Annotated in this window: 25 protein-coding genes; 19 read left to right on the top strand and 6 right to left on the bottom strand. The window is 71.7% G+C overall.

Going from position 1 to position 24,084, the window contains the following annotated elements; translation table 11 throughout:
- Positions 1–35: 35 nt before the first annotated feature.
- Complete coding sequence (locus ACIBSW_RS02540; protein WP_354727529.1) at positions 36–1,541, bottom strand: GGDEF domain-containing protein; 1,506 nt, start codon at positions 1,539–1,541, stop codon at positions 36–38.
- Positions 1,542–1,640: 99 nt separating this feature from the next.
- Between ACIBSW_RS02540 and prmC the strand changes: the two genes are divergently transcribed.
- The 4 genes from prmC to ACIBSW_RS02520 are packed head-to-tail and all read left to right on the top strand — an operon-like array spanning position 1,641 to position 4,780.
- Positions 1,641–2,516, top strand: a complete 876-nt coding sequence (gene prmC / locus ACIBSW_RS02535) for a peptide chain release factor N(5)-glutamine methyltransferase (RefSeq protein WP_354727531.1) — start codon at positions 1,641–1,643, stop codon at positions 2,514–2,516.
- Between the two features lie 37 nt (positions 2,517–2,553).
- The gene (locus ACIBSW_RS02530; protein ID WP_354727566.1) at positions 2,554–3,195 is read left to right on the top strand and encodes an L-threonylcarbamoyladenylate synthase; all 642 of its coding nucleotides are present in this window, start codon (positions 2,554–2,556) and stop codon (positions 3,193–3,195) included.
- A 2-nt stretch (positions 3,196–3,197) separates the two neighbouring features.
- Positions 3,198–3,821, top strand: coding sequence for a phosphotyrosine protein phosphatase (locus ACIBSW_RS02525; protein ID WP_354727533.1), 624 nt, complete (start codon positions 3,198–3,200; stop codon positions 3,819–3,821).
- Complete coding sequence (locus ACIBSW_RS02520; RefSeq protein ID WP_354727535.1) at positions 3,818–4,780, top strand: L-threonylcarbamoyladenylate synthase; 963 nt, start codon at positions 3,818–3,820, stop codon at positions 4,778–4,780. The genes ACIBSW_RS02525 and ACIBSW_RS02520 overlap by 4 nt, the downstream gene beginning before the upstream one ends.
- Here ACIBSW_RS02520 and ACIBSW_RS02515 read toward each other — a convergent pair.
- Positions 4,704–6,218 carry an SDR family oxidoreductase gene (locus ACIBSW_RS02515; RefSeq protein ID WP_354727537.1) on the bottom strand — a complete coding sequence of 505 codons (1,515 nt, stop codon included), beginning with the start codon at positions 6,216–6,218 and terminating at the stop codon, positions 4,704–4,706. The two genes, ACIBSW_RS02520 and ACIBSW_RS02515, sit on opposite strands and share 77 nt — an antisense overlap.
- An 80-nt stretch (positions 6,219–6,298) precedes the next feature.
- Here ACIBSW_RS02515 and glyA point away from each other — a divergent pair, with 80 nt between their 5' ends.
- The 13 genes from glyA to ACIBSW_RS02450 all read left to right on the top strand — a co-directional run bounded on the left by glyA (position 6,299) and on the right by ACIBSW_RS02450 (position 17,283).
- Positions 6,299–7,588: a serine hydroxymethyltransferase gene (glyA, locus tag ACIBSW_RS02510; protein WP_354727539.1), complete on the top strand. Its 1,290-nt coding sequence runs from the start codon at positions 6,299–6,301 to the stop codon at positions 7,586–7,588.
- The gene (locus ACIBSW_RS02505) at positions 7,585–8,064 is read left to right on the top strand and encodes a hypothetical protein (protein ID WP_354727541.1); all 480 of its coding nucleotides are present in this window, start codon (positions 7,585–7,587) and stop codon (positions 8,062–8,064) included. Before glyA ends, ACIBSW_RS02505 begins: the two co-directional genes overlap by 4 nt.
- A gap of 209 nt (positions 8,065–8,273) precedes the next feature.
- Positions 8,274–8,507 carry a hypothetical protein gene (locus tag ACIBSW_RS02500; protein ID WP_354727543.1) on the top strand — a complete coding sequence of 78 codons (234 nt, stop codon included), beginning with the start codon at positions 8,274–8,276 and terminating at the stop codon, positions 8,505–8,507.
- Positions 8,508–8,522: 15 nt separating this feature from the next.
- Positions 8,523–9,314 (top strand): F0F1 ATP synthase subunit A, encoded by a 792-nt coding sequence (gene atpB, locus ACIBSW_RS02495; protein ID WP_354727544.1) that lies wholly within the window; start codon positions 8,523–8,525, stop codon positions 9,312–9,314.
- 71 nt (positions 9,315–9,385) lie between these two features.
- A complete protein-coding gene (locus ACIBSW_RS02490; protein WP_354727546.1) occupies positions 9,386–9,613 on the top strand; it encodes an ATP synthase F0 subunit C in 228 nt (75 codons plus the stop codon).
- Positions 9,614–9,643: 30 nt separating this feature from the next.
- Positions 9,644–10,195, top strand: a complete 552-nt coding sequence (locus ACIBSW_RS02485; RefSeq protein ID WP_354727548.1) for a F0F1 ATP synthase subunit B — start codon at positions 9,644–9,646, stop codon at positions 10,193–10,195.
- Positions 10,192–11,013 carry a F0F1 ATP synthase subunit delta gene (locus ACIBSW_RS02480; protein WP_354727568.1) on the top strand — a complete coding sequence of 274 codons (822 nt, stop codon included), beginning with the start codon at positions 10,192–10,194 and terminating at the stop codon, positions 11,011–11,013. The genes ACIBSW_RS02485 and ACIBSW_RS02480 overlap by 4 nt, the downstream gene beginning before the upstream one ends.
- 81 nt (positions 11,014–11,094) lie before the next feature.
- Positions 11,095–12,744, top strand: a complete 1,650-nt coding sequence (atpA, locus tag ACIBSW_RS02475; protein WP_354727550.1) for a F0F1 ATP synthase subunit alpha — start codon at positions 11,095–11,097, stop codon at positions 12,742–12,744.
- A 3-nt stretch (positions 12,745–12,747) separates the two neighbouring features.
- Entirely contained in the window at positions 12,748–13,674 is a 927-nt protein-coding gene (locus ACIBSW_RS02470) for a F0F1 ATP synthase subunit gamma (protein WP_354727552.1), read from the top strand.
- Positions 13,674–15,116 carry a F0F1 ATP synthase subunit beta gene (atpD, locus tag ACIBSW_RS02465; protein ID WP_404799198.1) on the top strand — a complete coding sequence of 481 codons (1,443 nt, stop codon included), beginning with the start codon at positions 13,674–13,676 and terminating at the stop codon, positions 15,114–15,116. The genes ACIBSW_RS02470 and atpD overlap by 1 nt, the downstream gene beginning before the upstream one ends.
- Positions 15,117–15,285: 169 nt before the next feature.
- Positions 15,286–16,428 (top strand): LCP family protein, encoded by a 1,143-nt coding sequence (locus ACIBSW_RS02460; protein WP_354727555.1) that lies wholly within the window; start codon positions 15,286–15,288, stop codon positions 16,426–16,428.
- Positions 16,429–16,525: 97 nt separating this feature from the next.
- A complete protein-coding gene (locus tag ACIBSW_RS02455) occupies positions 16,526–16,807 on the top strand; it encodes a F0F1 ATP synthase subunit epsilon (protein ID WP_354727557.1) in 282 nt (93 codons plus the stop codon).
- A gap of 8 nt (positions 16,808–16,815) precedes the next feature.
- Positions 16,816–17,283, top strand: coding sequence for a DUF2550 domain-containing protein (locus ACIBSW_RS02450; RefSeq protein ID WP_354727559.1), 468 nt, complete (start codon positions 16,816–16,818; stop codon positions 17,281–17,283).
- Positions 17,284–17,332: 49 nt separating this feature from the next.
- Here the strand turns inward: ACIBSW_RS02450 and ACIBSW_RS02445 are convergent, their stop codons facing one another.
- A complete protein-coding gene (locus tag ACIBSW_RS02445) occupies positions 17,333–17,905 on the bottom strand; it encodes a cob(I)yrinic acid a,c-diamide adenosyltransferase (RefSeq protein ID WP_354727561.1) in 573 nt (190 codons plus the stop codon).
- A gap of 41 nt (positions 17,906–17,946) precedes the next feature.
- Here ACIBSW_RS02445 and murA point away from each other — a divergent pair, with 41 nt between their 5' ends.
- On the top strand, positions 17,947–19,233 hold the full coding sequence (murA, locus tag ACIBSW_RS02440) for a UDP-N-acetylglucosamine 1-carboxyvinyltransferase (protein WP_354727570.1): 1,287 nt from the start codon (positions 17,947–17,949) through the stop codon (positions 19,231–19,233).
- 18 nt (positions 19,234–19,251) lie between these two features.
- Here murA and ACIBSW_RS02435 read toward each other — a convergent pair whose 3' ends face one another.
- Complete coding sequence (locus tag ACIBSW_RS02435) at positions 19,252–19,602, bottom strand: hypothetical protein (RefSeq protein ID WP_354727563.1); 351 nt, start codon at positions 19,600–19,602, stop codon at positions 19,252–19,254.
- 122 nt (positions 19,603–19,724) lie between these two features.
- Between ACIBSW_RS02435 and ACIBSW_RS02430 the strand changes: the two genes are divergently transcribed.
- Entirely contained in the window at positions 19,725–20,573 is an 849-nt protein-coding gene (locus ACIBSW_RS02430; protein WP_354727565.1) for a 3-hydroxyacyl-CoA dehydrogenase family protein, read from the top strand.
- 82 nt (positions 20,574–20,655) lie between these two features.
- Here the strand turns inward: ACIBSW_RS02430 and ACIBSW_RS02425 are convergent, their stop codons facing one another.
- Positions 20,656–21,393 carry a hypothetical protein gene (locus tag ACIBSW_RS02425; RefSeq protein WP_404799197.1) on the bottom strand — a complete coding sequence of 246 codons (738 nt, stop codon included), beginning with the start codon at positions 21,391–21,393 and terminating at the stop codon, positions 20,656–20,658.
- Positions 21,380–24,013 (bottom strand): FtsK/SpoIIIE domain-containing protein, encoded by a 2,634-nt coding sequence (locus ACIBSW_RS02420; protein WP_354728973.1) that lies wholly within the window; start codon positions 24,011–24,013, stop codon positions 21,380–21,382. The genes ACIBSW_RS02425 and ACIBSW_RS02420 overlap by 14 nt, the downstream gene beginning before the upstream one ends.
- Positions 24,014–24,084 lie beyond the last annotated feature (71 nt).

The raw sequence follows: 24,084 nt of genomic DNA, 5'->3' as shown, positions 1-24,084 counted from the left end.
GAGCGTAGGTCCTCCGGCCTACCTGGGTCTGTGACCTAGGCCGGGGTCCGGTTCGAGGCCGCGGTCGCCAGGGCGGCGCTGAGGCTGCGCCCGTTCGCGCCGACCTCGGACCAGCCCGCGGCCAGGCCGATCGGGGTGCCGGGCACCAGCACCTGCCAGTTCTCGCCGGCGGCCGCGGCGCTGATCCGCCGGGAGACCTCGGCCGCCTGGTTCGGGCCCGCGCCGGGCAGCAGCACCACGAACTCGTCGCCGGCGAAGCGGGCCACGAAGTCGCCGCGGCGCATGACCCGGTTGAGAACGCCCGCGATGCGCTGCAGCACCAGGTCGCCGCAGTGCCGGCCGTGCCGCGCGTTCACCGCGGTGAAGCCGACCAGGTCGCAGACGCCGATCGCCGCGCGCTCGCCGCGGGCCAGCATCGCCGCGACGTAACGCTCGAGCTGGCGGCGGTTGGGCAGGCCGGTGAGCGGGTCGGTGAGCGTCTCGTCGCCGTAGCGGCCCACGTCGCGCTGGGTCTCCTGGGCGTCCAGGCGGGCGGCGACCCCGTCCAGGTAGCCGTCCCGGAGCCGGTCGATGCGCTGGGCGGCGAGGCGGAACGCGTGCCGGTCGGCGATGTGCGCGGCCTGGTGGTCGCCGGCCGAGGCGTAGCAGATGCTGCGCAGCCGGGCCGGCTCGGAGGGCCCGAGGATCTCCTGGGAGACGGGCACGGCGTCGAGTTTGCGCAGCGCGTCGCCGGGCCGGTCCGCCGCGATGTCCAGGCACACCGTCCCGAGATGCCGCAGGTCGCGGGAGCGGACGCTGTCGCCGCCGCCGGTCAGCAGCGCGGCGACGTCGGTGTCGGTGCACTCGCCGAGCGCCGCGCGGCGGGCGAGCGCGTAGCCGTACACGGGGCGGCTGCTCGGGCGCAGGCGCAGGTCGGCGCCGGTGGCGACGTAGCGGGTCAGCTCCGCGTCGATGTCGCGGAGCACCCGCAGGCAGCCGTCGGTGTCGCCCTGGTGGTCCAGCGAGACCGCGTTGCGCAGCCGGATGCCCGGCGCGGCGAAGACCTCGCTCGCCATGCCGGCCGCCGCGCCGACCTGCCGGGCCTGTTCGATCGCGGTCAGCGCGTGGCCGTGGAAACCGAGATAGCTGTACGCCATGGCCAGGTCGTGCCAGCCCCACGCGGTCTCGGTGTCGCCCTCGACCACCGCCGCCAGCGCCCGCGAGGCCTGCACGAGGTGGGTGACGCCCCGGTCGAGCGCGCCCTGCAGATAGGCGCCGAGGGCGGCGAAGGCGTGCATCTGGCCGCGCAGGTAGGGGTCCGAGGTGTCCCGGACGGCGTTGCCGGCGGCCTGCATCGCGGTGGCGAGCTCGGCGACCCGGCCCAGGTTGATGAGCGCGCCGAAGCGCTGGACCAGCGCGTACGCCCGGGTGAGCGGGTCGGCGGTGGTGGCGAGCACCTTGTCGAGGATCGCCAGCGCATCCGCGGAGCGACCGCCCTGCTGGAGCTCGCCGGCGTTGGCCAGTTCGTCGACTGAATCCGGGAGCTGGTCCAACCACGTCATGGTGTTGCCATGGCCATCCAGGCCCCTCCTGCCGACGTCGTTCGTCGATGGGGTGACCCGGCCGGTCACCTTCGAGATACGACGTTCCATGATTATGCCGTGACGCCGACGCACGAACACCCCTCCGAGGGGACGGAACGGGCGCGGTTGGCGCCGGAACTCGCGCGGGCGGCCGCGCGGCTGTCCGAGGCGGGTGTCGCGTCGCCCCGCGTCGATGCCGAACTGCTCGCCGCGCACGCGCTCGGGGTCGGCCGCGGCCGGCTGTTGTTGATGGACACCGTGCGCGGCGACGAGCTGCGCCGATTCGCCCGCCTCGTCGAGCAGCGCGCGCGCCGGATCCCGTTGCAGCACCTGCTCGGCACCGCCGCGTTCCGGCATCTCGAGCTCGAGGTCGGCGACGGCGTCTTCGTGCCGCGGCCCGAGACCGAGCTGCTCGCGGGCTGGGGCATCGAGCGCACCGCGCCGGGCGCGACGGTGGTCGATCTGTGCAGCGGCACCGGCGCGATCGCGCTGTCCGTCGCGGACGAGGCCGCGCCCGGGCTGGTCATCGCGGTGGAGCGCGCGCCGGCGGCGCTGGGTTTCCTGGGCCGGAACGCGGCGAAGTTCGGTGCGGTGCGGGTCGTCGAGGGCGACGTCACCGACCCCGGCCTGCTCGCGGAGTACCGGGGCCGGGTCGACGTGCTGCTCTGCAACCCGCCGTACGTGCCGGACGGCACCGCCGTGCCCGCGGAGGTCGCCGAGCACGACCCGGGCGAGGCGGTCTTCGGCGGCGCCGACGGCCTCGCCGTGATCCGGCCGGTGATCGCCCTGGCCGCGTCCCTGCTGCGGCCCGGCGGCGCGGTCGGCATCGAGCACGATGACGTGCACGGCGCCGCGGTCCCCGACCTGCTGCGCGCGGACGGGAGCTTCGCCGACGTCGTGGCGCACCGCGATCTGGCGGGCCGTCCACGATTCGCGACGGCACGGCGCAGATAGGGAACGTGACCCGCGCCATGGCACACTGCAACCTGTGATGCTCTACGACTGCCGTACCGTCGCCGACCGGGATCGCGGCATCGCCGCGGCCGTCGAGGCGGTGAAGAGCGGTGAGCTTGCCGTCTTTCCCACCGACACCGTCTACGGCGTCGGCGCGGACGCGTTCACCGCGCACGCCGTCAACGCCCTGCAGAACGCGCGCGGCACGGACCGCCGGGTGCCGCCCGTGCTGGTCGGCTCGCGGCACACCCTCGACGGGCTGGTCTACTCCCTGCCGAAGGCCGCCCGCGAGCTGGCCGACGCGTTCTGGCCGGGCGCGCTGACCATCGTCGTCGAGCACTCGCCCAGCCTGCAGTGGGACCTGGGCGACACCGGCGGGGTGGTGGCCGTCCGGATGCCGCTGCACCCGGTGGCGCTCGAGGTGCTGCGCGAGGTCGGGCCGATGGCCGTCACCACGGCCAACCGGATCGGCCAGCCGGCGCCGACCACCGCCGAGGAGGCCCGCGACCAGCTGGAGTACGCGGTCCGGGTCTACCTGGAGGCGGGACCGGCCGCCGACCCGGCGCCCAGCACGATCGTCGACGTGACCGGGGACGAGCCCCGGGTGCTGCGCGAGGGTGCCATCCCGTTCGAGAAGCTGCGTGAGGTCGTGCCCGGCATCCTGGCTGCAGAGGCCTGACGATGCCGTTCACCGTCCTGCACGTGTGCATGGGCAACATCTGCCGCTCACCGATGGCCGAGCGGCTGCTCGTGCTCGCCGCCGGGCAGCGGCTGGCCAAGACCGCGCCCGAGGCGGAGCTGGGCGACCTGCTGCGCAGCGCCAGCGCGGGCACCGGCGGCTGGCACGAGGGCGAGGAGATGAACCCGCCCGCGGCCCGGCAGATCACCCTTCGCGGCGGCAGCACCGACGGCTTCACGGCCCGCAAGCTGACGAGCGCGCAGCTGGACGACGCCGACCTGATCCTGACCGCCACCGCCGACCAGAGCGACTACGTGCACGCGCTGGTGCCCGGCGCGGCCGCCCGCACGTTCGTGCTCGGCCACCTCGCCCGCCTGCTGCGCGAGCTGGACCTCTCGGCGCTGCCGCCGGCCGGCGCGGACGCCGGTGCCTTCGCCGCCCGGGCCGCCGCCCTGGTCGCCGCCGCCGACCGCCGCCGCGGCGAGACCGAGCCGGTGCCCGGCGACGACCTGGACGACCCGTGGGGCCGCGGCGACCAGACCTTCCAGCGCATCGCCGACGACATCGACGAGTCGCTGTACCCGCTCGTGGACGCGCTGCTGCCGACCGCGCCGAGGCCCGCGTGACGATTGTTCAACCGGACGCCGACGGCCTGCGCCGGGCGGTGGAGCTGCTTCGCCAGGAGTCGGTGGTCGCGTTCCCCACCGAGACGGTCTACGGCCTCGGCGCGCACGCCTTCTCGGAGAAGGCGATCGCGGAGGTCTACCGCCTCAAGAACCGCCCGTCGTGGAACCCGCTGATCGTGCACGTGTCCGGTGTGGCGGAGGCCCGCGCACTCGCGGAACGGTGGCCGGACGCGGCGAACGAGCTGGCGGCACACTTCTGGCCCGGCCCGCTGACCCTGGTGGTGGAGCGGGCCCGGCACCTGGGCGCGGTCGGCCCGCGGCTGGACACGATCGCGGTCCGGGTGCCGGCGCACGAGGTCGCGCTGAAGCTGCTGGAGGCCTCGGGGCTGCCGCTCGCCGCGCCGAGCGCGAACCGCTCGGAGGGCATCTCGCCGACGACGGCCGAGCACGTGCTGCGCGGTCTGCCCGACGTCCCGCTCATCCTGGACGGCGGCCCGGCCTCGCTGGGCATCGAGTCGACGGTCCTGGACCTGACCGGGGAGACGCCGAAGCTGCTCCGCCCGGGCGCGCTCGGGCTGCGCGAACTGCGCGAGGTGACCGGCACGATCGCGTTGCCGGACGAGGTCGTCGACGGCGCGGTGCGGTCCTCGCCCGGCATGGGCGCCCGGCACTACGCGCCGAAGGCGACCGTGATCCTCGCCAAGGACGTGCGCGAGGTGGAACACCGCGACCTGGCCGGTCCGGTGGCGGTGCTCAGCTACGAGAGCGTCGAGGACTTCTCGGACCGGCTCGTCGCCGAGGTGCTCAGCGTGGATCCGCGCGAGTACGCGGCCGACCTCTACGCGGCCCTACACCGCCTGGACGACGCCGGGGTCGGCACGATCATCGTGCAGGCCCCGCCGGAGACCGAGGAATGGTTGGCCGTGCGGGACCGGCTGCGCCGGGCGGCCGCGTCGTAGCGCCCCGCGCGATGTTGCGGGCCATGCCGCTGAAGATGACGCCGTGGAAGGGCAGCACGCACGCCCAGTAGGCGTGTCCGGCCAGCCCGCGCGGCACGAAGATGGCCCGCTGCCGGTAGACGCTGGTCCCGTCGGGACCGGGTTCGGCGCACATCTCCAGCCAGGCCCGGCCCGGCACCCGCATCTCGGCACGCAGCCGCAGCAGCTCGCCCGGCTTGATCTCCTCGACCCGCCACCAGTCCAGCGCCTCGCCGACGTAGAGGTGCTCCCGGTCGCGGCGGCCCCGGCGCAGGCCGACGCCGCCGACCAGCCGGTCCAGCCAACCGCGCACGGACCAGGCGAGCGGGGACGAGTACCAGCCGTTCTCGCCGCCGACCCCTTCGATCACCCGCCACAGGGCATGCGGTGGCGCCTCGACCGGCTGGCTGCGTTCGTCGACGTAGATGCTGCCGCCCGACCAGTCCGGATCGCTGGGCAGCGGCTCCGCGGCCGCGTCCCGGCCGGCCGCGTTCGACCACCGGGTCTCGACGTTCGCGTCGCGGATCTTGCCGAGGGCGAGCCGGACGGCCTCGTCGAAGCCGAGCAGGCCGTCGGCCGGCACGTACCGGGCGATGTCGTTCTCCCGGGCGAACGCCTCGTGGATCAGGCTGCCGACCAGCGGCCGGGCGATCGAATTCGGCACGGGCGTGACCAGGCCGACCCAGTGCGACGACAGCCAGGGGCTCAGCGGGCGCACCGGGACGATGACCCGCCGGGGCAGGCCGGCGACGTGCGCGTACCGGTGCATCATCTCCAGGTAGGTCAGCACGTCCGGGCCGCCGATGTCGAACCCGCGGTTGACGTCGCCGGGGAGCGTGGCGCAGCCGATCAGGTAGCGCAGCACGTCGCGCACGGCGATCGGCTGGATCCGGTTCCGCACCCAGCGCGGGGTGATCATCACCGGCAGCCGCTCGGTCAGGTAGCGCAGCATCTCGAAGGAGGCCGAGCCCGAGCCGATGATCACCGGTGCCCGCAGCACCGCCGTCGGCACGCCGCTGTCCAGCAGGATCCTCGCGACCTCGGCCCGGGAGCGCAGGTGCGCCGACGGATGCTCGTCGGCGGGCGGCTCGGGCCCGCCCAGGTAGACGATCCGGGAGACGCCGGCGGCCCGCGCCGCCGCGGCGAAGTTGGCGGCCGCCTCCCGGTCCAGGCGCTCGAAGTCGGGCCGGCCGAGCGAGTGCATCAGGAAGTAGGCCACCTCGACGCCGTCGAACGCGGCCGGCAGGGTGCCCGGGTCGGACAGGTCGCCCTCGACGATCTCGACCCGGCCGGCCCAGGGCACGTCCCGCAGGCGTGCGGCGCTGCGCGAGAGGCAGCGCACGGAGTGGCCCGCGTCGAGCAGCCGGGGCGCCAGCCGGCCGCCGATGTAGCCGGTGGCGCCGGTGACCAGACAATGCATAACCCCACTGTGCCCGCAGGCGGGCCCCGATAAGCCATATGCTCGAATCCGGCAGCGTCGCCGACTCGAGGGAGCGCGCCATGGAGACGTTCTGGGGCCCCGACTTCGGTGCGCTCGAGCGTGAGGACCCGGAGATCGCGGAAGTGATCCTGGGCGAGCTTGAGCGTCAGCGCGGCGGTCTGCAGCTCATCGCGAGCGAGAACCTCACCTCGCCGGCGGTGCTGGCCGCGCTCGGCTCGACGCTGACCAACAAGTACGCCGAGGGCTACCCCGGCCGGCGCTACTACGGCGGCTGCGCGCAGGTGGACCGCGCCGAGGAGCTGGCGATCGAGCGCGCGAGGGCGCTGTTCGACGCCGAGCACGCGAACGTGCAGCCGCACTCGGGCTCGGCGGCCAACATGGCGGCGTACGCGGCGCTGATCCAGCCCGGCGACACCGTGCTGGCCATGGACCTGCCGCACGGCGGGCACCTGACCCACGGCAGCAAGGTCAACTTCTCCGGCAAGTGGTACCACCCGGTCGGCTACGCGGTGCGCCGCGACACCGAGCTCATCGACTACGACGAGGTGCGCGACCTGGCCCTCGCGCACCGGCCCAAGCTGATCGTCTGCGGCGCGACGGCGTACCCGCGGCTGATCGACTTCAAGGCGTTCCGCGACATCGCCGACGAGGTCGGCGCGTACCTGATGGTCGACGCGGCGCACTTCATCGGCCTGGTCGCCGGCCGGGCCGTTCCGTCGCCCGTAGCGCATGCCGACGTCGTGTGCTGCACCACCCACAAGGTGCTGCGCGGCCCCCGGGGCGGCATGATCCTGTGTCGTGAGGAGCTTGCCGCGCGTATCGACAAGGCCGTCTTCCCGTTCTCCCAGGGCGGGCCGATGATGCACACCATCGCCGCGAAGGCCGTCGCCCTGCTGGAGGCGGCGCAGCCCGAGTACCGCTCGTACGCGCACCAGGTGGTCAAGAACAGTCAGGCGCTCGCCGCCGGGCTGGCCGCGGAGGGCATGCGTCCGGTCTCCGGCGGCACCGACACCCACCTGGCCCTGGTCGACCTGCGCGACGTCGGTGTCACCGGCCGCGACGCGGAGACGCGCTGCGACCGGGCCCGGATCACGCTGAACAAGAACGCGATCCCCTACGACCCGGAGAAGCCGATGACCGCCTCCGGTATCCGGGTCGGCACGCCGAGCGTGACGACGCAGGGCATGCGGGAGGGCGAGATGCGCCGGATCGCCGGGCTGATCGCCGCCGCGGTGCGCGCGGACCCCGCTTCGGCGGGCGGCGCCGCCGCGCTGCGTGAGGCCGCCGGCGAGGTGTCCGACCTGGTCCGGGCCTTCCCGGCGTACGCGCAGGTCGGGGTGCCGGCGTGAACGACTCCGCCGACCGCGTGGTGCCGGCGCAGCCCGGCGCCGTCGACGACGAGGACGCCCGTCCGCTGCCCGACCTGCCGCCGCTGCCCGCGGATCCGCGCTGGCGCGTCGAGCACCTGCCGTTCCTGACCGCCTTCTCGGTGGCGCTGATGATCTGCGCGGCGTCCGTCGGCTTCTTCGCCGGCGGTGCGCCCTCGGCGGTCGGCGCCGCCGCCGGGGTGGCCATCGTCACGGTCAGCTTCACCATGTCGACCCTGGTGCTGGCCTGGGCGGACACCGTGCGCCCCGCGCTGCTGATGCCGCTGGGGATGCTGACCTATGTGGTGAAGTACTCGTTGCTCGGCGTGATCTTGGCGTTTGTGGTCTCCTCGGAGTGGCCGGGCCGGTTCGCGATGGGTTGGGGAATCGTCGCCGGCGTGCTCGGCTGGACCGCCGTGCAGATCTGGTGGGTGGCGCGTACCAGCCTCTCGAAGTGATCTTTTGCACTGGTGTTTCGGCTGGTCAGTGCCCCTTTGAGTGTCATCTGTCCACGATCCGGTGACTGATGCACGGCGAAGTTGTCCGGTTCTGGCGAAGGAGGAGTAGCGTGATGGCGAGTTGCGAGACCCCTGACGCCTGGACAACTGCGGTTGTGCGGGGGGTCCCGCTTAGCTTTGTATCGGCTGCTGATATCGTTCGGGCCGTCATGACTGGTGAAAAACCTCCCGGCAACCCCCACGGCGACGACGGTCAAAATCCCCCCGACTCGGGCATGGGAATGACGGCAGTCAGCTATCTCGTCGGGGGAATGCTGGTCTGGGGTGGCATCGGCTGGTTGGTCGACCACTACGTCGGGACCAAGGGCATCTTCGCCGGAATCGGTGTCGTTATCGGCACCGCCGGCGGTGTCTACCTCATCGTGCGCCGTCTCGGCGCCTGACAGGAAAGGGCTACGGTGACCGGTCAGTCGATCGTCCTCGCAGCGGATGTTCCGTTCCCGCCGAGCGTCGAGGACTTCTACCTGCCCAGCATCGCGCCGTGGGGTGAGCACTCCTACTGGTTCACCAAGATCACCCTGCTGGTCTGGGTGGCCGTTGCGGCGCTCATCATCTTCTTCCTGGTCTCGAACCGGAGGCCGCACCTCGTTCCGACGAAGAAGCAGTGGCTGGCGGAGAGCATCTACGGCTTCGTCCGCAACAACATCTCGGTGGAGATGATCGGGCCGCGCGGCGTCGCTTTCGCGCCGTACCTGACCACGCTGTTCTGTTTCATCATTCTGACGAACTTCTTCGGCATCATCCCGCTGATCCAGATCTCGCCGAACTCGCACATCGCCATCCCCGCGGTTCTCGCGATCATCAGCTACGTGCTGTTCATCTACGTCGGCATCAGGCACCACGGCTTCGTGAAATACTTCAAGACCGCGCTGATCCCGCCGGCGCCGTGGTTCATTCTGCCGCTGCTGATTCCGATCGAGTTCTTCTCGAACTTCCTGGTCCGCCCGTTCTCGCTGGCGGTCCGACTTTTCGCCAACATGTTCGCCGGTCACATGCTGCTGCTGGTCTTCACGCTCGGCGGCTTTGCGATGCTCAGCGCGAACGTGTGGTACCTGCCGTTCTCGGCCGTCTCGTGGGTGATGACCATCGCGCTGACGTTCCTCGAGTTCCTGGTGATCGTGCTCCAGGCCTACGTGTTCACGGTCCTGACCGCGAGCTACGTGCAGGGCGCCCTCGCCGACGAGCACTGAGTCGCCCGCCCGCTTAACACCCCGTTGTCGTCCCGCGTGAAAGTCACGCGAGATACCAGGAGGAATCAGTAATGGACGTTATTGCCGCCGTTACGGGCAGCACCGCCGCCATCGGCTACGGTCTTGCTGCCATCGGCCCCGGCATCGGTGTCGGCCTGGTCTTCTCGGCCTACATCCAGTCGACGGCCCGCCAGCCGGAGTCGTCGCGCCTGACCCTGCCTTTCGTCTGGATCGGCTTCGCCGTCATCGAGGCGCTCGCCCTGCTGGGCATCGCATTCGGCTTCATCTGGGCCGGCTGATAAACGCTTCAGCCTCGACGGGAGGTCTCCATGTACACGTACCTGGCCACTGAGGCCGGCGAAACCACTCACAACCCGATCATCCCGATCTGGCAGGAGATGGTGGTCGGCGCGATCGCCTTCGCGGTGCTCTGCTTCGTGCTGATGAAGTTCGTCTTCCCCATCATGGAGAAGACGTTCGCGGCCCGGGTGGACGCGATCGAGGGTGGCATCAAGCGCGCCGAGACCGCTCAGGCGGAGGCCAACGAGCTGCTGGAGCAGTACCGCGCCCAGCTCTCCGAAGCCCGCACCGAGGCTGCTCGCATCCGTGACGAGGCTCGTGCCGACGCCGAGGGCATCCGCCAGGACGTCCTGGCGAAGGCCCGGGAGGAGTCCGACCGCATCATCGCGGCCGGTCGCGACCAGCTCGCCGCCCAGCGCGAGAGCATCGTCCGTGAGCTCCGCTCCGAGGTCGGCACGCTCGCGGTCGACCTGGCCAGCAAGATCGTCGGCGAGTCGCTCGCCGACGAGGCGCGCAGCCGGGGCACCGTCGACCGCTTCATCAACGAGCTCGGCGCCGGCACGGGCACCGGGCGGCGCTGATGGCGACCGTCAACCGGGAGTCGTACGCGGCGGCCGCTGAGAAGCTCGCCGCGGACACGCGGCAGGCGACGGCCGCGCAGCTCGCCACGACCGCCGACGAGATCCTGTCGGTGGCCCGGCTGCTGCGCGGCGAGCTGCGGCTCCGTCGTGCCCTGACCGACCCGTCGCGCGGCGGCGGCGACCGGGCGGAGCTGCTCCGCTCGATCCTCGCCGGCAAGCTCGGGGCGGTCGCCGTCGACGCGCTCGCGACCCTGGTGTCCGCGCGCTTCTCCCGGCCGTCCGAGCTGCTCGACGCGGTCGAGCGGCTCGGGGTGGACATGGTCCTGGCGGCGGCCGCCAAGGCCGACACGATCGCCGACGTCGAGGACGAGCTGTTCCGCTTCGGCCACATCGTCTCGGGCAACGCCGAGCTCGCGGTCACGCTCAGTGACCCGGGTGCGCCGGCCGAGCGCCGGGTTAAGCTGGCCAGGGACCTGCTGGAAGGCAAGGCCCAGGCGGCGACGATCCAGCTCATCGTGGTGGCGCTCGAGGGTTTCGGCGGGCGCAACTTCGAGACCTCGCTGGAACGGCTGGTCGAGCTGACCGCCGCGAAGCGGGACCACGAGGTCGCCTACGTGACGGTCGCCAAGCTGCTCGGCGATGCCGAGGAGCAGCAGCTCGCCGCCAAGTTGTCCGACATCTACGGCCGGCAGGTCTCACTGAAGGTCGAGCTGGATCCGAGCATCATCGGCGGCCTCAGCGTCCGGGTCGGATCCGACCTCTACGACGGCACGATCCTGCGGCGACTCAACGAAGCCCGGCAGGCGTTCGCTAAATAGTTTCTTCCCCTCGGTGGCGGCGACGTCCCGAGCACGCCCTCGGCGGCGGCGACGCCCCGAGCCGACTAGAGAAGGCAGAGGATGGCCGAGCTGACCATCTCCTCGGACGAGATCCGGGGGGCGCTAGAGCGCTACGTCTCGTCCTACACGCCCGAGGTCTCCCGTGAGGAGGTCGGCATCGTCTCCGATGCGGGCGACGGGATCGCGCACGTCGAGGGTCTGCCCTCGACGATGGCGAACGAACTGCTTGAATTCGCCGACGGCACGCTGGGTGTCGCCCTGAACCTCGACGTCCGCGAGATCGGCGCCGTCGTCCTCGGTGACTTCACCGGCATCGAGGAGGGCCAGCAGGTCAAGCGGACCGGCCGCGTCCTCTCGGTCCCGGTGGGCGACGCCTACCTGGGCCGCGTGGTGAACGCGCTCGGCGAGCCGATCGACGACCGCGGCCCGATCGAGAGCGAGGGCTTCCGCGAGCTCGAGCTGCAGGCGCCGAACGTCATGTCCCGGCAGCCCGTGAAGCAGCCGCTGCAGACCGGCATCAAGGCGATCGACGCCATGACGCCGATCGGCCGCGGCCAGCGCCAGCTGATCATCGGCGACCGCAAGACCGGCAAGACCACGGTCGCGCTCGACACGATCATCAACCAGCGCGCCAACTGGGAGTCCGGCGACCCGGACAAGCAGGTCCGCTGCATCTACGTCGCCATCGGCCAGAAGGCGACGACGATCGCCAGCATCCGGGGCACGCTGGAGGAGCAGGGCGCGCTGGAGTACACGACGATCGTGGCCTCGCCCGCGTCGGACCCGGCCGGCTTCAAGTACATCGCGCCGTACACCGGCTCGTCCATCGGACAGCACTGGATGTACGCCGGCAAGCACGTCCTGATCGTCTTCGACGACCTGACCAAGCAGGCCGAGGCGTACCGCGCCGTTTCGCTGCTGCTGCGCCGCCCGCCGGGCCGCGAGGCGTACCCGGGCGACGTCTTCTACCTGCACAGCCGCCTGCTCGAGCGCTGCGCGAAGCTCTCCGACGAGCTGGGTGGCGGCTCGATGACCGGCCTGCCGATCATCGAGACGAAGGCCAACGACATCTCGGCCTACATCCCGACCAACGTCATCTCGATCACCGACGGCCAGATCTTCCTCGAGGCCGACCTGTTCGCCTCGGGTGTGCGCCCGGCCATCAACGTCGGCACCTCGGTGTCGCGGGTCGGCGGCTCGGCGCAGGTCAAGGCCATGCGGCGGGTCTCCGGCCGGCTCCGCCTCGACCTCGCCCAGTTCCGTGAGCTGGAGGCCTTCTCGGCCTTCGCCTCCGACCTGGACCGGGCGTCGCGTGCCCAGCTGGAGAAGGGCGTACGCCTGGTCGAGCTGCTCAAGCAGCCGCAGTACTCGCCGTACTCGGTCGCCGAGCAGACGATCATCATCTGGGCCGGCACCACGGGCCAGCTCGACGACGTCCCGGTCGGCGACGTGCGGCGCTTCGAGTCCGAGCTGCTGGACTGGGTCAAGCGCAACCGCAGCGAGACCTTCACGGCGATCGAGTCGAGCGGCCAGCTCAGCGACGAGCAGGTCGAGACGCTGCAGAGCGGTGTCGACGAGTTCAAGGTGCTGTTCAAGCAGGGCGAGACGCGTGGCAACGTCGGCAACGAGGCGCAGGCCGAACCGCTGGCCGACGGCAGCGAGAGCCGGGAGACGGTGACCCGCGAGGTCCGTCCCGGGGACGAGAACTAAGCCATGGCCGGTCAGGTACAGGCACTTCGGCGGCGCATCCGCACCGTCAAGTCCACCAAGAAGATCGCCAAGGCGCAGGAGCTCGTCGCGACGAGCCGCATCGCCAAGGCTCAGGAGCGGGTGAACGCCTCCAAGCCGTACGCGGAGGCGATCACGCGGGTCCTGACGGCGCTGGCGTCCAACGCGACGATCGACAACCCGCTGCTGCAGTCGCGCGAGCGGGTGCAGCGGGCCGGGGTTCTGCTGATCACCAGCGACCGGGGCCTGGCCGGCGCCTACAACGCCAACGCGATCCGCACCGCCGAGCAGTTGATGGCCCGGCTGCGCGCGGACGGTAAGGACGTGGCGCTGTACATCGTCGGCCGCAAGGGCGTCGGGTACTACCGGTTCCGTAACCGGCCGATCGAGACCAGCTGGACGGGGTTCTCGGAGCGGCCGTCGTTCTCCGACGCCCGCACCATCGGCAACGCGCTGCTCGAGGCGTTCGTCGCGGGTGCGGACAACGACGAGGCGTTCGGTCCGGACGGCATTCAGGGTGTCGACGAGCTGCACATCGTCAGCACCCAGTTCAAGTCGCTCATGACCCAGTCCGCGGAGGCGCGCTTCCTGGCGCCGATGCAGGTCGAGGACTTGGAGCGCGAGCCCGGGCTGCGTCCGGCATACGAGTTCGAGCCGGAGGCCGAGGAACTGCTCGAGGCGCTGCTGCCGAAGTACCTCAACACGCGGATCTACGCGGCGTTGCTGGACTCGGCGGCCAGCGAGTCGGCGTCCCGGCGCCGGGCGATGAAGAGCGCGTCGGACAACGCGGACGACCTGCTCAAGCGGTACACGCGCGAGATGAACTCCGCGCGGCAGGCTGCGATCACCCAGGAAATCAGTGAGATCGTCGGCGGCGCCAACGCGCTGGCCGCGGCGGGAAGTGATGAGTGATGACTGCTGTTGCTGAGCCCACCAAGACGGAGACCGGCGTCGGCCGCGTCGTCCGGGTCATCGGCCCGGTCGTCGACGCCGAGTTCCCCCGTGAAGCCATGCCGGGAATCTTCAACGCGCTGCACGTCGACGTGACCCTCTCCGGTGGCACGAAGACGCTGACCCTCGAGGTCGCCCAGCACCTGGGTGACAACCTGGTCCGCGCCATCTCGATGCAGCCCACCGACGGTCTCGTCCGCGGCGCCGAGGTCCGGGACACCGGCTCGCCGATCTCGGTGCCCGTCGGCGACGTGACCAAGGGCCACGTGTTCAACGCCCTCGGCGAGGTGCTCAACGTGGACCCGTCCACGCTGGACATCACCGAGCGCTGGCCGATCCACCGCAAGCCCCCGGCGTTCGCGGACCTCGAGCCGAAGACCGAGATGCTGGAGACCGGCATCAAGGTGCTCGACCTGCTCGCGCCGTACGTGCGCGGTGGCAAGATCGGCCTGTTCGGTGGCGCTGGCGTCGGCAAGACGGTGCTCATCCAGGAGATGATCATCCGGGTTGCCCGCAACTTCGGTGGTACGTCGGTGTTCGCCGGCGTGGGTGAGCGCACCCGTGAGGGCAACGACCTCATCCTGGAGATGGAAGAGGGTGGCGTGCTCGACAAGACCGCCCTCGTCTTCGGCCAGATGGACGAGCCGCCGGGCACCCGCCTGCGCGTCGCCCTCTCCGCGCTGACCATGGCGGAGTACTTCCGTGACGTGCAGAACCAGGAGGTGCTGCTCTTCATCGACAACATCTTCCGGTTCACCCAGGCCGGCTCCGAGGTGTCGACCCTGCTCGGCCGCATGCCGTCCGCCGTGGGTTACCAGCCGACGCTGGCGGACGAGATGGGTGAGCTGCAGGAGCGGATCACGTCGGTCCGGGGCAAGGCGATCACCTCGCTGCAGGCGATCTACGTGCCCGCGGACGACTACACCGACCCGGCCCCGGCGACCACGTTCGCCCACCTGGACGCGACGACGAACCTCGAGCGGTCGATCTCCGACAAGGGCATCTACCCCGCCGTGGACCCGCTGGCCTCCAGCTCGCGGATCCTGGCGCCGGAGTTCGTCGGTGCCGAGCACTACGCGGTCGCCCGCGAGGTGCAGCGGATCCTGCAGAAGTACAAGGACCTGCAGGACATCATCGCGATCCTCGGCATGGACGAGCTCTCCGAGGAGGACAAGGTCACGGTGCAGCGGGCCCGCCGCATCGAGCGCTTCCTCTCGCAGAACACGTACGCCGCCGAGCAGTTCACCGGCGTTCCCGGCTCGACGGTCCCGCTGAAGGAGACCATCGAGGCGTTCAAGAAGATCAGCGAGGGGGAGTACGACAACTACCCCGAGCAGGCCTTCTTCATGTGTGGCGGCCTCGAGGACCTCGAGAAGAACGCGCACGAGCTCATGAAGGGCTGATCTTTGCGGATCTCACGTGAGCCGCGCCGACGCTTGTCGGCGCGGCTCACGCGTTTCCATAGGCCCGTTATGTCCGTTTAGCTACGCAGTACAGGGTTCAGACGCGAATCTTTCTTTTATTGATCGGATAGTCTGGGCACTGCCGTTGATCGCGGATGGTTCGACCGGCATGGTTGGGGATCGAGTGGCCAAGAGCAGCAAATCCGGGAACCGCCGGCGCGCGCCCCTGTGGGCGCGGCTCTGCGCGATCCTGGGATCCGTCCTGATGGTCGTCAGCGGCGGCGGGATCGTCACGAGCCAGGTGCTCGTGGCCCGCTACGCCGGCGCGGTCGAGACCAAGGACCTCTTCGGCAACGCCGCCAACGGCGCCACCAAGGCGAGCGACATCAAGGGCCCGGTCAACATCCTGCTGGTCGGCATCGACCCGCGGAACACCAACGCGGCGCCGCTGTCCGACTCGATCATCGTGGTGCACATACCCAAGGACCTGAAGCAGGCCTACCTCTTCTCGATCCCGCGCGACCTGCGGGTCGAGATCCCGCCCTTCGAGAAGACGGGATTCCGGGGCGGCACCTCGAAGATCAACGCCGCGATGTCGTACGGCAGCTCGGTCGGCAACGGCAAGCACGACGTCGCGCAGGGCTTCGACCTGCTCGCCAAGACGGTCAGCAAGCTGACGGGCATCAAGAAGTTCGACGCTGGCGCGATCATCAACTTCAACGGCTTCAAGGACATCGTCGACGCGATGGGCGGTGTCACGATGAAGATCGACCAGAACGTGAAGTCGGAGCACCTGAAGCCCAACGGCAAGCCGCGGGACCGCCGGCCCGAGTGCGCCGCGAACAACTGCGAGCACCCCTACATCGGGCCGCAGGCGGAGTACAAGAAGGGCACGTACCACCTCGAGGCCTGGCAGGCGCTCGACTACGTGCGGCAGCGCTACGGCCTGCCCCGCAGCGACTACGACCGCCAGCGGCACCAGCAGCAGTTCATCAAGGCCATGGCCTCGCAGGCGCTGAGCAAGAACGTGGTGTCCAACCCGGTCAAGCTCGACGCCGTACTGCGGGCCGCCGGTGACGCGCTGATCTTCGACGGCAACGGCCACACCATCGTCGACTGGGGCCTGGCGCTCAAGGGCCTGCGCGCCGACGACATGACGCTGGTCAAGCTCCCCGGCCGGAGCCTGATCGACAACGGGAAGTACCTCGGCGAGACGCTCGAGCCCTCCGCCGACTCCTTCTTCGCGTCCGTCAACAACGACACGATCACGACGTTCCTGATCGACCATCCGGACTTCTTCCAGAAACTCTGACGGTTAGCAGTGGCGGTCGCCACCCGAGGCACCGTCGTGTCACCCAGCCGTTTAGACTTCACCGCAAGAGCGTCCGCAGGCTTTACAAGGAGACAGCGTGGCCAATCAGCTGCACGTCCAGGTCGTCGCCGTCGAGGAGAAGGTCTGGTCCGGCGAAGCCGAGATGCTCGTCGCCCGCACCGTCGAGGGTGAGCTCGGCGTGCTCCCCGGCCACGCGCCGCTGCTCGGCCTGCTCAAGGAGCCGTCCCAGGTGCGGGTCAAGCTCGCCGGCGGCGAGCAGCTGACCTACGACGTGGCCGGTGGCTTCCTCTCCGTCGACGCCGACGGTGTGACGGTACTGGCCGAGAGCGCCACCCCCGCCACCCCCGACGCGCACTGACGCCGGCGATGCGGGTTCTGGTGATCCTCGGAATCTGCGTCGCCGCGCTGCTCGTCGCCCTCTTGGCGGTCTTCCTGCGCCGCCGGCTGCTGATGTCCGGCGGCGGCACCATCCGGCTACAGGTCCGGGTGCACAAGCTGGTACCCGGGCGCGGCTGGTCCTCCGGGATCGGCCAGTTCGTCGGCGACGAGCTGCGCTTCCACCGCATGTTCAGCTTCGCCTTCCGCCCCAAGCGCGTGCTGAACCGTCGCACGCTCGAGGTCGGCCACAAGCGGCTGCCGGAGGGTCCCGAGCGCCTGACCATGCCGGGCCACTGCGTGGTCCTGCTCTGCACCACGGGCCGCGCGGAGCTTGAGATCGCCATGGCGGAGTCGACGGTGACCGGCTTCCTCTCGTGGCTCGAGGCGGGCCCGCCGGGGCAGCCGGGCTCGGTCGCCCCGCGCCCGGCCATCACGCACCGCGTCGTCGAGCGCTGATCGGTCCGGCGCGGACGGGTCGGACCGGCCGCGCCGCGTGCGCCACGGCTCAGGAGACCCCGCCGGGCACCCACTTGACGTCCCCGGCCGGATTCGCCGTGCGGGCCAGGATGAACAACAGGTCCGAGAGCCGGTTCAGGTACTTGGCCGGCAGCGGTGACGTGCGCGCCTCGTCCTGCTCGTGCAGCGCCCAGGCGGACCGCTCCGCCCGGCGCGCGACCGTGCGGGCCACGTGCAGCAGCGCCGCGCCCGGCGTGCCGCCCGGCAGCACGAAGGAGTCGAGCGCCGGCAACTGGTCGTTGTACTCGTCGCACCAGCCCTCGAGCCGGGTGACGTACGCCTCGTTGATGCGCAGCGGCGGGTAGGGCGGGTCCTCGGCCAGCGGATTGCACAGGTCGGCGCCCACGTCGAACAGGTCGTTCTGCACGGCCGTCAGGACGCTCTTGACGTCCGGGGCGAGCGCGCCCATGGCCAGCGCGACGCCGATCGCGGCGTTGCACTCGTCGGCGTCGGCGTACGCCGCGACCCGGGGATCGGTCTTCGCGGTGACCTCGTTGTTGCCGAGCCGGGTCGCACCGGCGTCGCCGGCGCGGGTGTAGATGCGGGTGAGATGCACAGCCATGCCCCCCACCCTACGGAGGTGGCTGGGTCCGGCCCCATACGATTGCGCGCGTGGATGTGATCAGGGTCAAGGGCGGCGTGCGTCTCTCCGGCGATGTCACGGTGGGCGGCGCGAAGAACTCGGCACTCAAGCTGATGGCGGTCGCGTTGCTGGCGGAGGGGCGCAGCGTGGTCACCAACGTCCCGCACATCACCGACGTCGCCATAATGGCCGAGGTGCTGCGCCGGCTGGGTTGCGACGTGACGCTCGGCAGCGGCGACGCGACCATAGACGTGCCCGCCGAGCCGGGCAGCGAGACCGACTACGACCTGGTGCGCCGCCTGCGGGCCTCGATCTGCGTGCTGGGCCCGCTGCTGGCCCGCCGCGGCTACGTCCGGGTGGCGCACCCCGGCGGCGACGCGATCGGCTCGCGCGGCCTCGACATGCACGTGGCCGGCCTGGCCCGGATGGGCGCCGACATCTCCGGCGAGCACGGCTTCGTCATCGCCTCGGCGCCGAGCGGCCTGCGCGGCGCCAAGATCTGGCTGGACTTCCCGAGCGTCGGCGCGACGGAGAACCTGCTGATGGCGGCCGTCTTGGCCAAGGGCGTCACCGAGATCGACAACGCGGCCCGGGAGCCCGAGATCGTCGACATCTGCGACATGCTCACCGCGATGGGCGCGCAGATCTCGGGCGCGGGCACCTCGACGCTGACCGTCGAGGGCGTCGACGCGCTCAAGCCGGTGCGCCACGCCACGATCGGCGACCGCATCGTCGGCGGCACCTGGGCGTTCGGGGCGGCGATGACCCGCGGCGACGTCACGGTGCACGGGGTGCAGCCCGCCTACCTGGAGATCGCCCTGGACAAGCTGGTCTCGGCCGGCGCGGTGGTCGAGCCGGGCGACAACCTCTTCCGGGTACGCATGGACGACCGCCCCAAGGCCGTCGACATCGTGACCCTGCCGTACCCGGGCTTCGCGACCGACCTGCTGCCGATGGCGATCGGCCTGGCCGCGGTGAGCACGGGCTCGTCGCTGATCACCGAGAACATCTTCGACGGCCGGTTCATGTTCGTGAACGAGATGGTCCGGCTGGGCGCGGACATCCGCACCGACGGCCACCACGCGGTCGTGAACGGGCGCGAGCGCCTCTCCGGCGCCCCGGTGCGGGCCACCGACATCCGCGCGGGCGCGGGCCTGGTCATCGCCGGCCTGTGCGCGGAGGGCAGCACCGAGGTCGGCGAGGTGCACCACATCGACCGCGGCTACCCGGACTTCGTGTCGGACCTTTCCGGGCTCGGCGTCGAGGTCGAGCGCGCGGTCGTGGCCGAGCCGACGTTCGACTTCTGAGCGGTCGCGCACGCGCGCTCAGAGGGCGGGTGAGCCGCCGACCAGCCGGCGGGCCTCGTCGACCTCCTCCGGGAAGACCAGGACCATCAGCCGGCCGTCCGGGCGGGCGGCCGACGTCGAGCGGATGCCGGCCGCGGCCAGCAGGCCGCGGATCTCGTCGGCGATGCCCGGGTCGTCGGTCGCCGCGGCGGGGCAGAGCAGTCCGTAGTCCTCGGTCTCGCCGAAGATGGCCAGTCCCTGTTCGCGCGGCGGGTTCTCACCGACCTGGTTCCACTGCAGGCCCATCCGCCAGAAGACGGCGGCGAGGAACCCGACCAGCGCGACGGCTATGAACGGCCCTACCAGGTACCAGCCGTCGCTTGGTGGCATGGGCACAGTCTGGCACCGGCGGCCGGTGTTTTCCCCGATTTGCCCCGATCGAGGCACTGAGTCAGCGTTAAGCGGGGCGGCTAGGCTGTCACCGCAACCTCAACGTGAGAAGGAGAGCACACATGGCGGGTCGACTCGCTGTCATCGGCTCCGGTCTGATGGGTTCCGGCATCGCTCAGGTGGCCGCCCAGGCGGGCTGGCAGGTCACCATGCGGGACCTGGACGAGGCATCGCTGAGCCGCGGCGTCGCGGCGATCCGGGACTCCCTCGGGCGCTTCGCCGCCAAGGGGAGGATCTCGGCCGAGGACGCCGAGGCGGCGGCGGGCCGCATCACCACGACCACCGAGCTCGACGCGATGGCCGACGCCGACGTGGTGGTCGAGGCGATCTACGAGAAGCTCGAGGCCAAGCACGAGGTCTTCCGCGCGCTCGACAAGATCTGCAAGCCCGGCGCGGTGCTCGGCACCAACACCTCCGCGATCCCGATCACCCAGATCGCAGCGGTCACCTCGCGGCCGGAGTCGGTGGTCGGCATCCACTTCTTCTCGCCGGTGCCGATGATGAAGCTGGTCGAGCTGGTCCGGGGCTACCAGACCTCCGACGAGACCCTCGCCGCCGCCCGCGACTTCGCCGAGGAGGTCGGCAAGACCTGCGTCGAGGTCAAGCGGGACGTGGCCGGGTTCGTCTCCAACCGGCTCTTCTCGGCCCTGCTGGTCGAGGCGATCAGCCTGGTCGAGAGCGGCGTGGTCTCGGCCGCCGACCTGGACACCGTCATGAAGCTGGGCTTCGGGCACGCGATGGGCCCGCTGGCCACCGTCGACCTGACCGGCCTCGACGTGATGCTGAACGCGGCGAGCAACATCTACCACGACACCGCGGACGAGAAGTTCTTCCCGCCGGAGCTGCTGCAGCGCATGGTCACCGCGGGCGACCTGGGCCGCAAGACCGGCAAGGGCTTCTACACGTACTGAGCGGCAGGGGTGGAGGACGCGCTAGGCACGCCGGGCTAGGGCGGCAGGGGTGGAGGACGCGCTAGGCACGCCTGCGGCGTGCCTAGCGCGTCCCCGCGAACGTCACCGACAGCACCGTGGCCGCGAGCATGCCGCCGAGCAGGGTGAGGCCGATGCCGCCGACGTCGAGCCGGGCGTTCAGCCGCCGGTGCGCGAGCGCGGCGGCCACCGGGACGCCCGCCGACGGCGCCATCAGGAACGCCAGCCAGCCCATCCCGCGCAGCACGGCCCCGCCCGGGATGCCGGAGCCTCCGAAGGTCACCAGGCCGGCCGCGATCAGCCCGCACGCGCCGGCGACCAGCGCGCCCAGCACCGGCAGCAGCGGCAGCACCCAGCGCGGCGCCGGGCGGCGCGCGGCCGGGCGTACGGTGTCGTCGATCCGCTCCGCGGTCCGGGCGAGCAGCGTCCGGGCCGACTGCCGCGGCGCCGGCGCCGGCGCGCCGGAGTCCGGCGAGCTCTCGAGCGCGACCCGCGGCAGCGTCTCGATCGCCGCGGGCTCGGGCATCTCGCCGAGAGTGCGCACCCGCATGCCCCGGGCCCGGCGCAGCCCGTCCCAGAGCCGGGCCGCCTCCCGGTCCACGTCCAGCACCTGAGCCGCGGCGGCCCCCGCCCAGCGGTCGGCCGCGATGGCGTCGTTCTCCGCCCGGGCCAGTTCGCCGGCCGCCTGGGCCGAGCTGGTCTGGTAAGCCTGCTCGGCGTTCTCCAGCGCCTCGTCCCGGCGCCGGGCGACGTCGGCGAGCGCGCTCATCATCAGCTGGTAGTCGCGGTCACGTGTGGTCACTGTTCACCTCGTACGGGATGATCACTTCCGGATGACGGTGCACCGATCGGTCGAAGAACAGGGCCCGGCGCCGGCGCGGGTACCAGACCGGTCCGCCGGGCTGCGGTGAGAGCGGGCTGAGCTCGGGGCCCTGCACGTCGAGGGCCACCCACGCGCCGATGGTGTCCAGCCGCGCGCCGATCCCGCCCAGGTCGTCGCGCAGCCGCTGCACCGAGCGCCACCAGCCCAGCACGTGCGTGCGCTCCTCGGGCCCGTCGGTGAGCACGGCGCGCAGCCGCTCCCGGTAGGACGGTCCGGCGGCGTCGAGCGCGTAGCCGAGCAGGTAGTGCGGGATGCCGTCCGGCTCGAGGGCGTCGAAGAGCTGATCCAGGTCGGCCGGGCCGTACCAGTCGGCCTGCGGAAGCTCGGCGACCAGCCGGGCCGCCGCCCGCTCCGCGCCCGGGTCGAGGCAGGCCACGCTGAACCGGGCCGGCCCCTGCGCGGCCAGCGACAGCGCGGCCGCGGCGAGCACGTCGCAGGCCTCGCCGGTACGCGTGCCCAGCACCGCCAGGTTGCGCCCCGGCATCCGCCCGAGCCGCAGCCGGGCGGGCCGCGCGGCGACGTCGATCCGCTCGCCGAGCACGGCGCCGGGCGAGGAGCCGATGTCCGAGGTCACCCGCGGCACCCGCCCCGCGGGCCGGTACGCCTCGGGCAGCCGCGGCACCGCGTCGCCGTCGAAGAGCCGGGGCGGCAGACAGTCGTCCGGCCGGCTGTGCCACAGCTTGTGCTGCAGGGTGCGCCACGCGGCCCGGTCGCCCGCGTCGGGCAGCCGCACGATGTGGTTGGCGCCGGCCGCACCCGAGTCGGCGTTGACGACCGCGTGGAAGCGGGGGATCACCGCGGCCGCCAGGTTGGTGTCCGCGAGCACCCGCCGCGCCTTCGGCAGCGCGATGCGCAGGGTGAACTGTCCGATCAGGCCGGAGCGGCCCCAGAGCGCCTCGATGCCGGAGACGTCCTGGCTGGCCAGCACGAGGTGGATGCCCTGCGACCGGCCGCGCCGGGCCAGGTCCTCCAGCAGCGTCACGGCCTCGTCGGCGAGCGCGTCGCGCCCGGCGAGCAGCACCTGGAACTCGTCGATGACGGCGACGATCCGGGGCCAGTGCCCGCCCGGGTCCTCGGCGCGCAGCTCGGCCAGCTTCGACGCCTCGTACCGCTTGGCGGCCTGCGCCCGGGCGCGCAGCTCCTCGCCGAGGTGGCGCAGCATCGCGAGGCCGAACTCGCGGTCGCCGTTGACGTTGATGCCGGCCAGCCGGACCTGCGGCAGCCAGCTCGGGTCGCGCGGGCCGGGCGCGAACCGCGCGAAGGACACGCCCTCCTTGAAGTCCAGCAGGTAGAACGCCAGCTCCGCCGGGCTGTACCGGGCCGCGAGCGAGCCGATCCAGGCGTAGATCAGGTTCGTCTTGCCGGAGCCGGACGGGCCGCCGATGAGCGCGTGCGGCGGGTCGTCGCCGAGCGGCACGCAGATGAGCGGGCCGGCGGTGCTGTCGCCGATCGGCGCGGCCAGGCCGTGCGCGGACGACTCGGTCCAGAGCTTGTCGGGCTCGAGGTCGGCGAAGCTGGCCGGCGGCGGCCCCTCGCGCAGGCGTTCGGCGGTGGTCCGGGCGAACCCGGAGATCCGTTCCGGCGGCGGCGGCGCGTCGAGGGTGACCGCGAGCGGGCCGGTGGTGTCGCAGGTGGCGGTGCCGTCGCGCACGGCGATGTGCTCCACCGTGGGATGCGGCGCTAGCTCGAGACCCCGGACCACCAGGTGTACGCCGCAGGCCACGCCGGTGCGGACGATGCGGTCGAGCTGGGCCCGCTGGCCCGCGGTGAGCTCGGCGTCCGCGAGCAGCACGACCACCCGCCACGGCTCGGGGCGCGGCCCGGTGGTCGCGGCGGTGAGCTCGGCGAGGGACGCGTACTCGCCCGCCAGCACGGTCTCGTTGACCCGGCAGATCTGCTCGACCAGGTCGTCGAGCACCGCGCTCAGGCCGCCCGGGCCGACGAAGGAGAGCAGGCCGGCGTTGCCGAGCGGCGCGAACGCCGCGAGCGTGCCGCCGAGCTGCTCGGGGTCGTAGACGGTGAGCCGCACGTCGCCGGGTCGGGTGGTGCCCAGAGCCCGCAGCAGCAGCCCGGAGATGACGCCGTCCGCGGTCTCCGGGTCGCCGACGAGGTTCACGTGGGCGTGGTCGAGCAGCGGCACCAGGGCGGGCAGGCGCCGTTCGCCGTCGCCGGCGTTGTAGCCGACCGTGCCGATCCGCAGCAGCCGGGGCCGGCCGACCCGGTCGGGCTCGGCGGGTGTCCAGTAGCGCCAGGGCGTGCCGGCGGAGCCGGACGCGCAGAGCGCGGCCAGCGACTCGACGTTGCGGGTCAGCGTGGCGGCCTCGGCGGAGGTCCGCCGCAGGATGTCCTGCCGCGCGGCCTCGCGCGCCTCGGCGAGCTGCGCCAGGCAGGTCGAATAGGCGTCCCGGATCAGCTGTTTACGGCGCAGGGCCTCGCCACGGGCCGACTCCGCGGCGGCCAGCACGGCCCGGGCGGTACCGCGCGCCTCGGCCAGCTCCTGCCGGACGACGGCGACCAGCGCGTTGCGGTGGCTACCCACAGCACCCCCCGGAAGTCACGATGGGAGATTTTAACCATTTTGCCGTGGTTGCCAACTTATGTGGCGCGTGT

Source organism: Actinoplanes sp. NPDC049668 (assembly GCF_044465445.1).
GTDB lineage: Bacteria > Actinomycetota > Actinomycetes > Mycobacteriales > Micromonosporaceae > Actinoplanes.
Note: the sequence above shows the minus strand (reverse complement) of the source record. Positions and strands in the feature narration are given on the sequence as shown.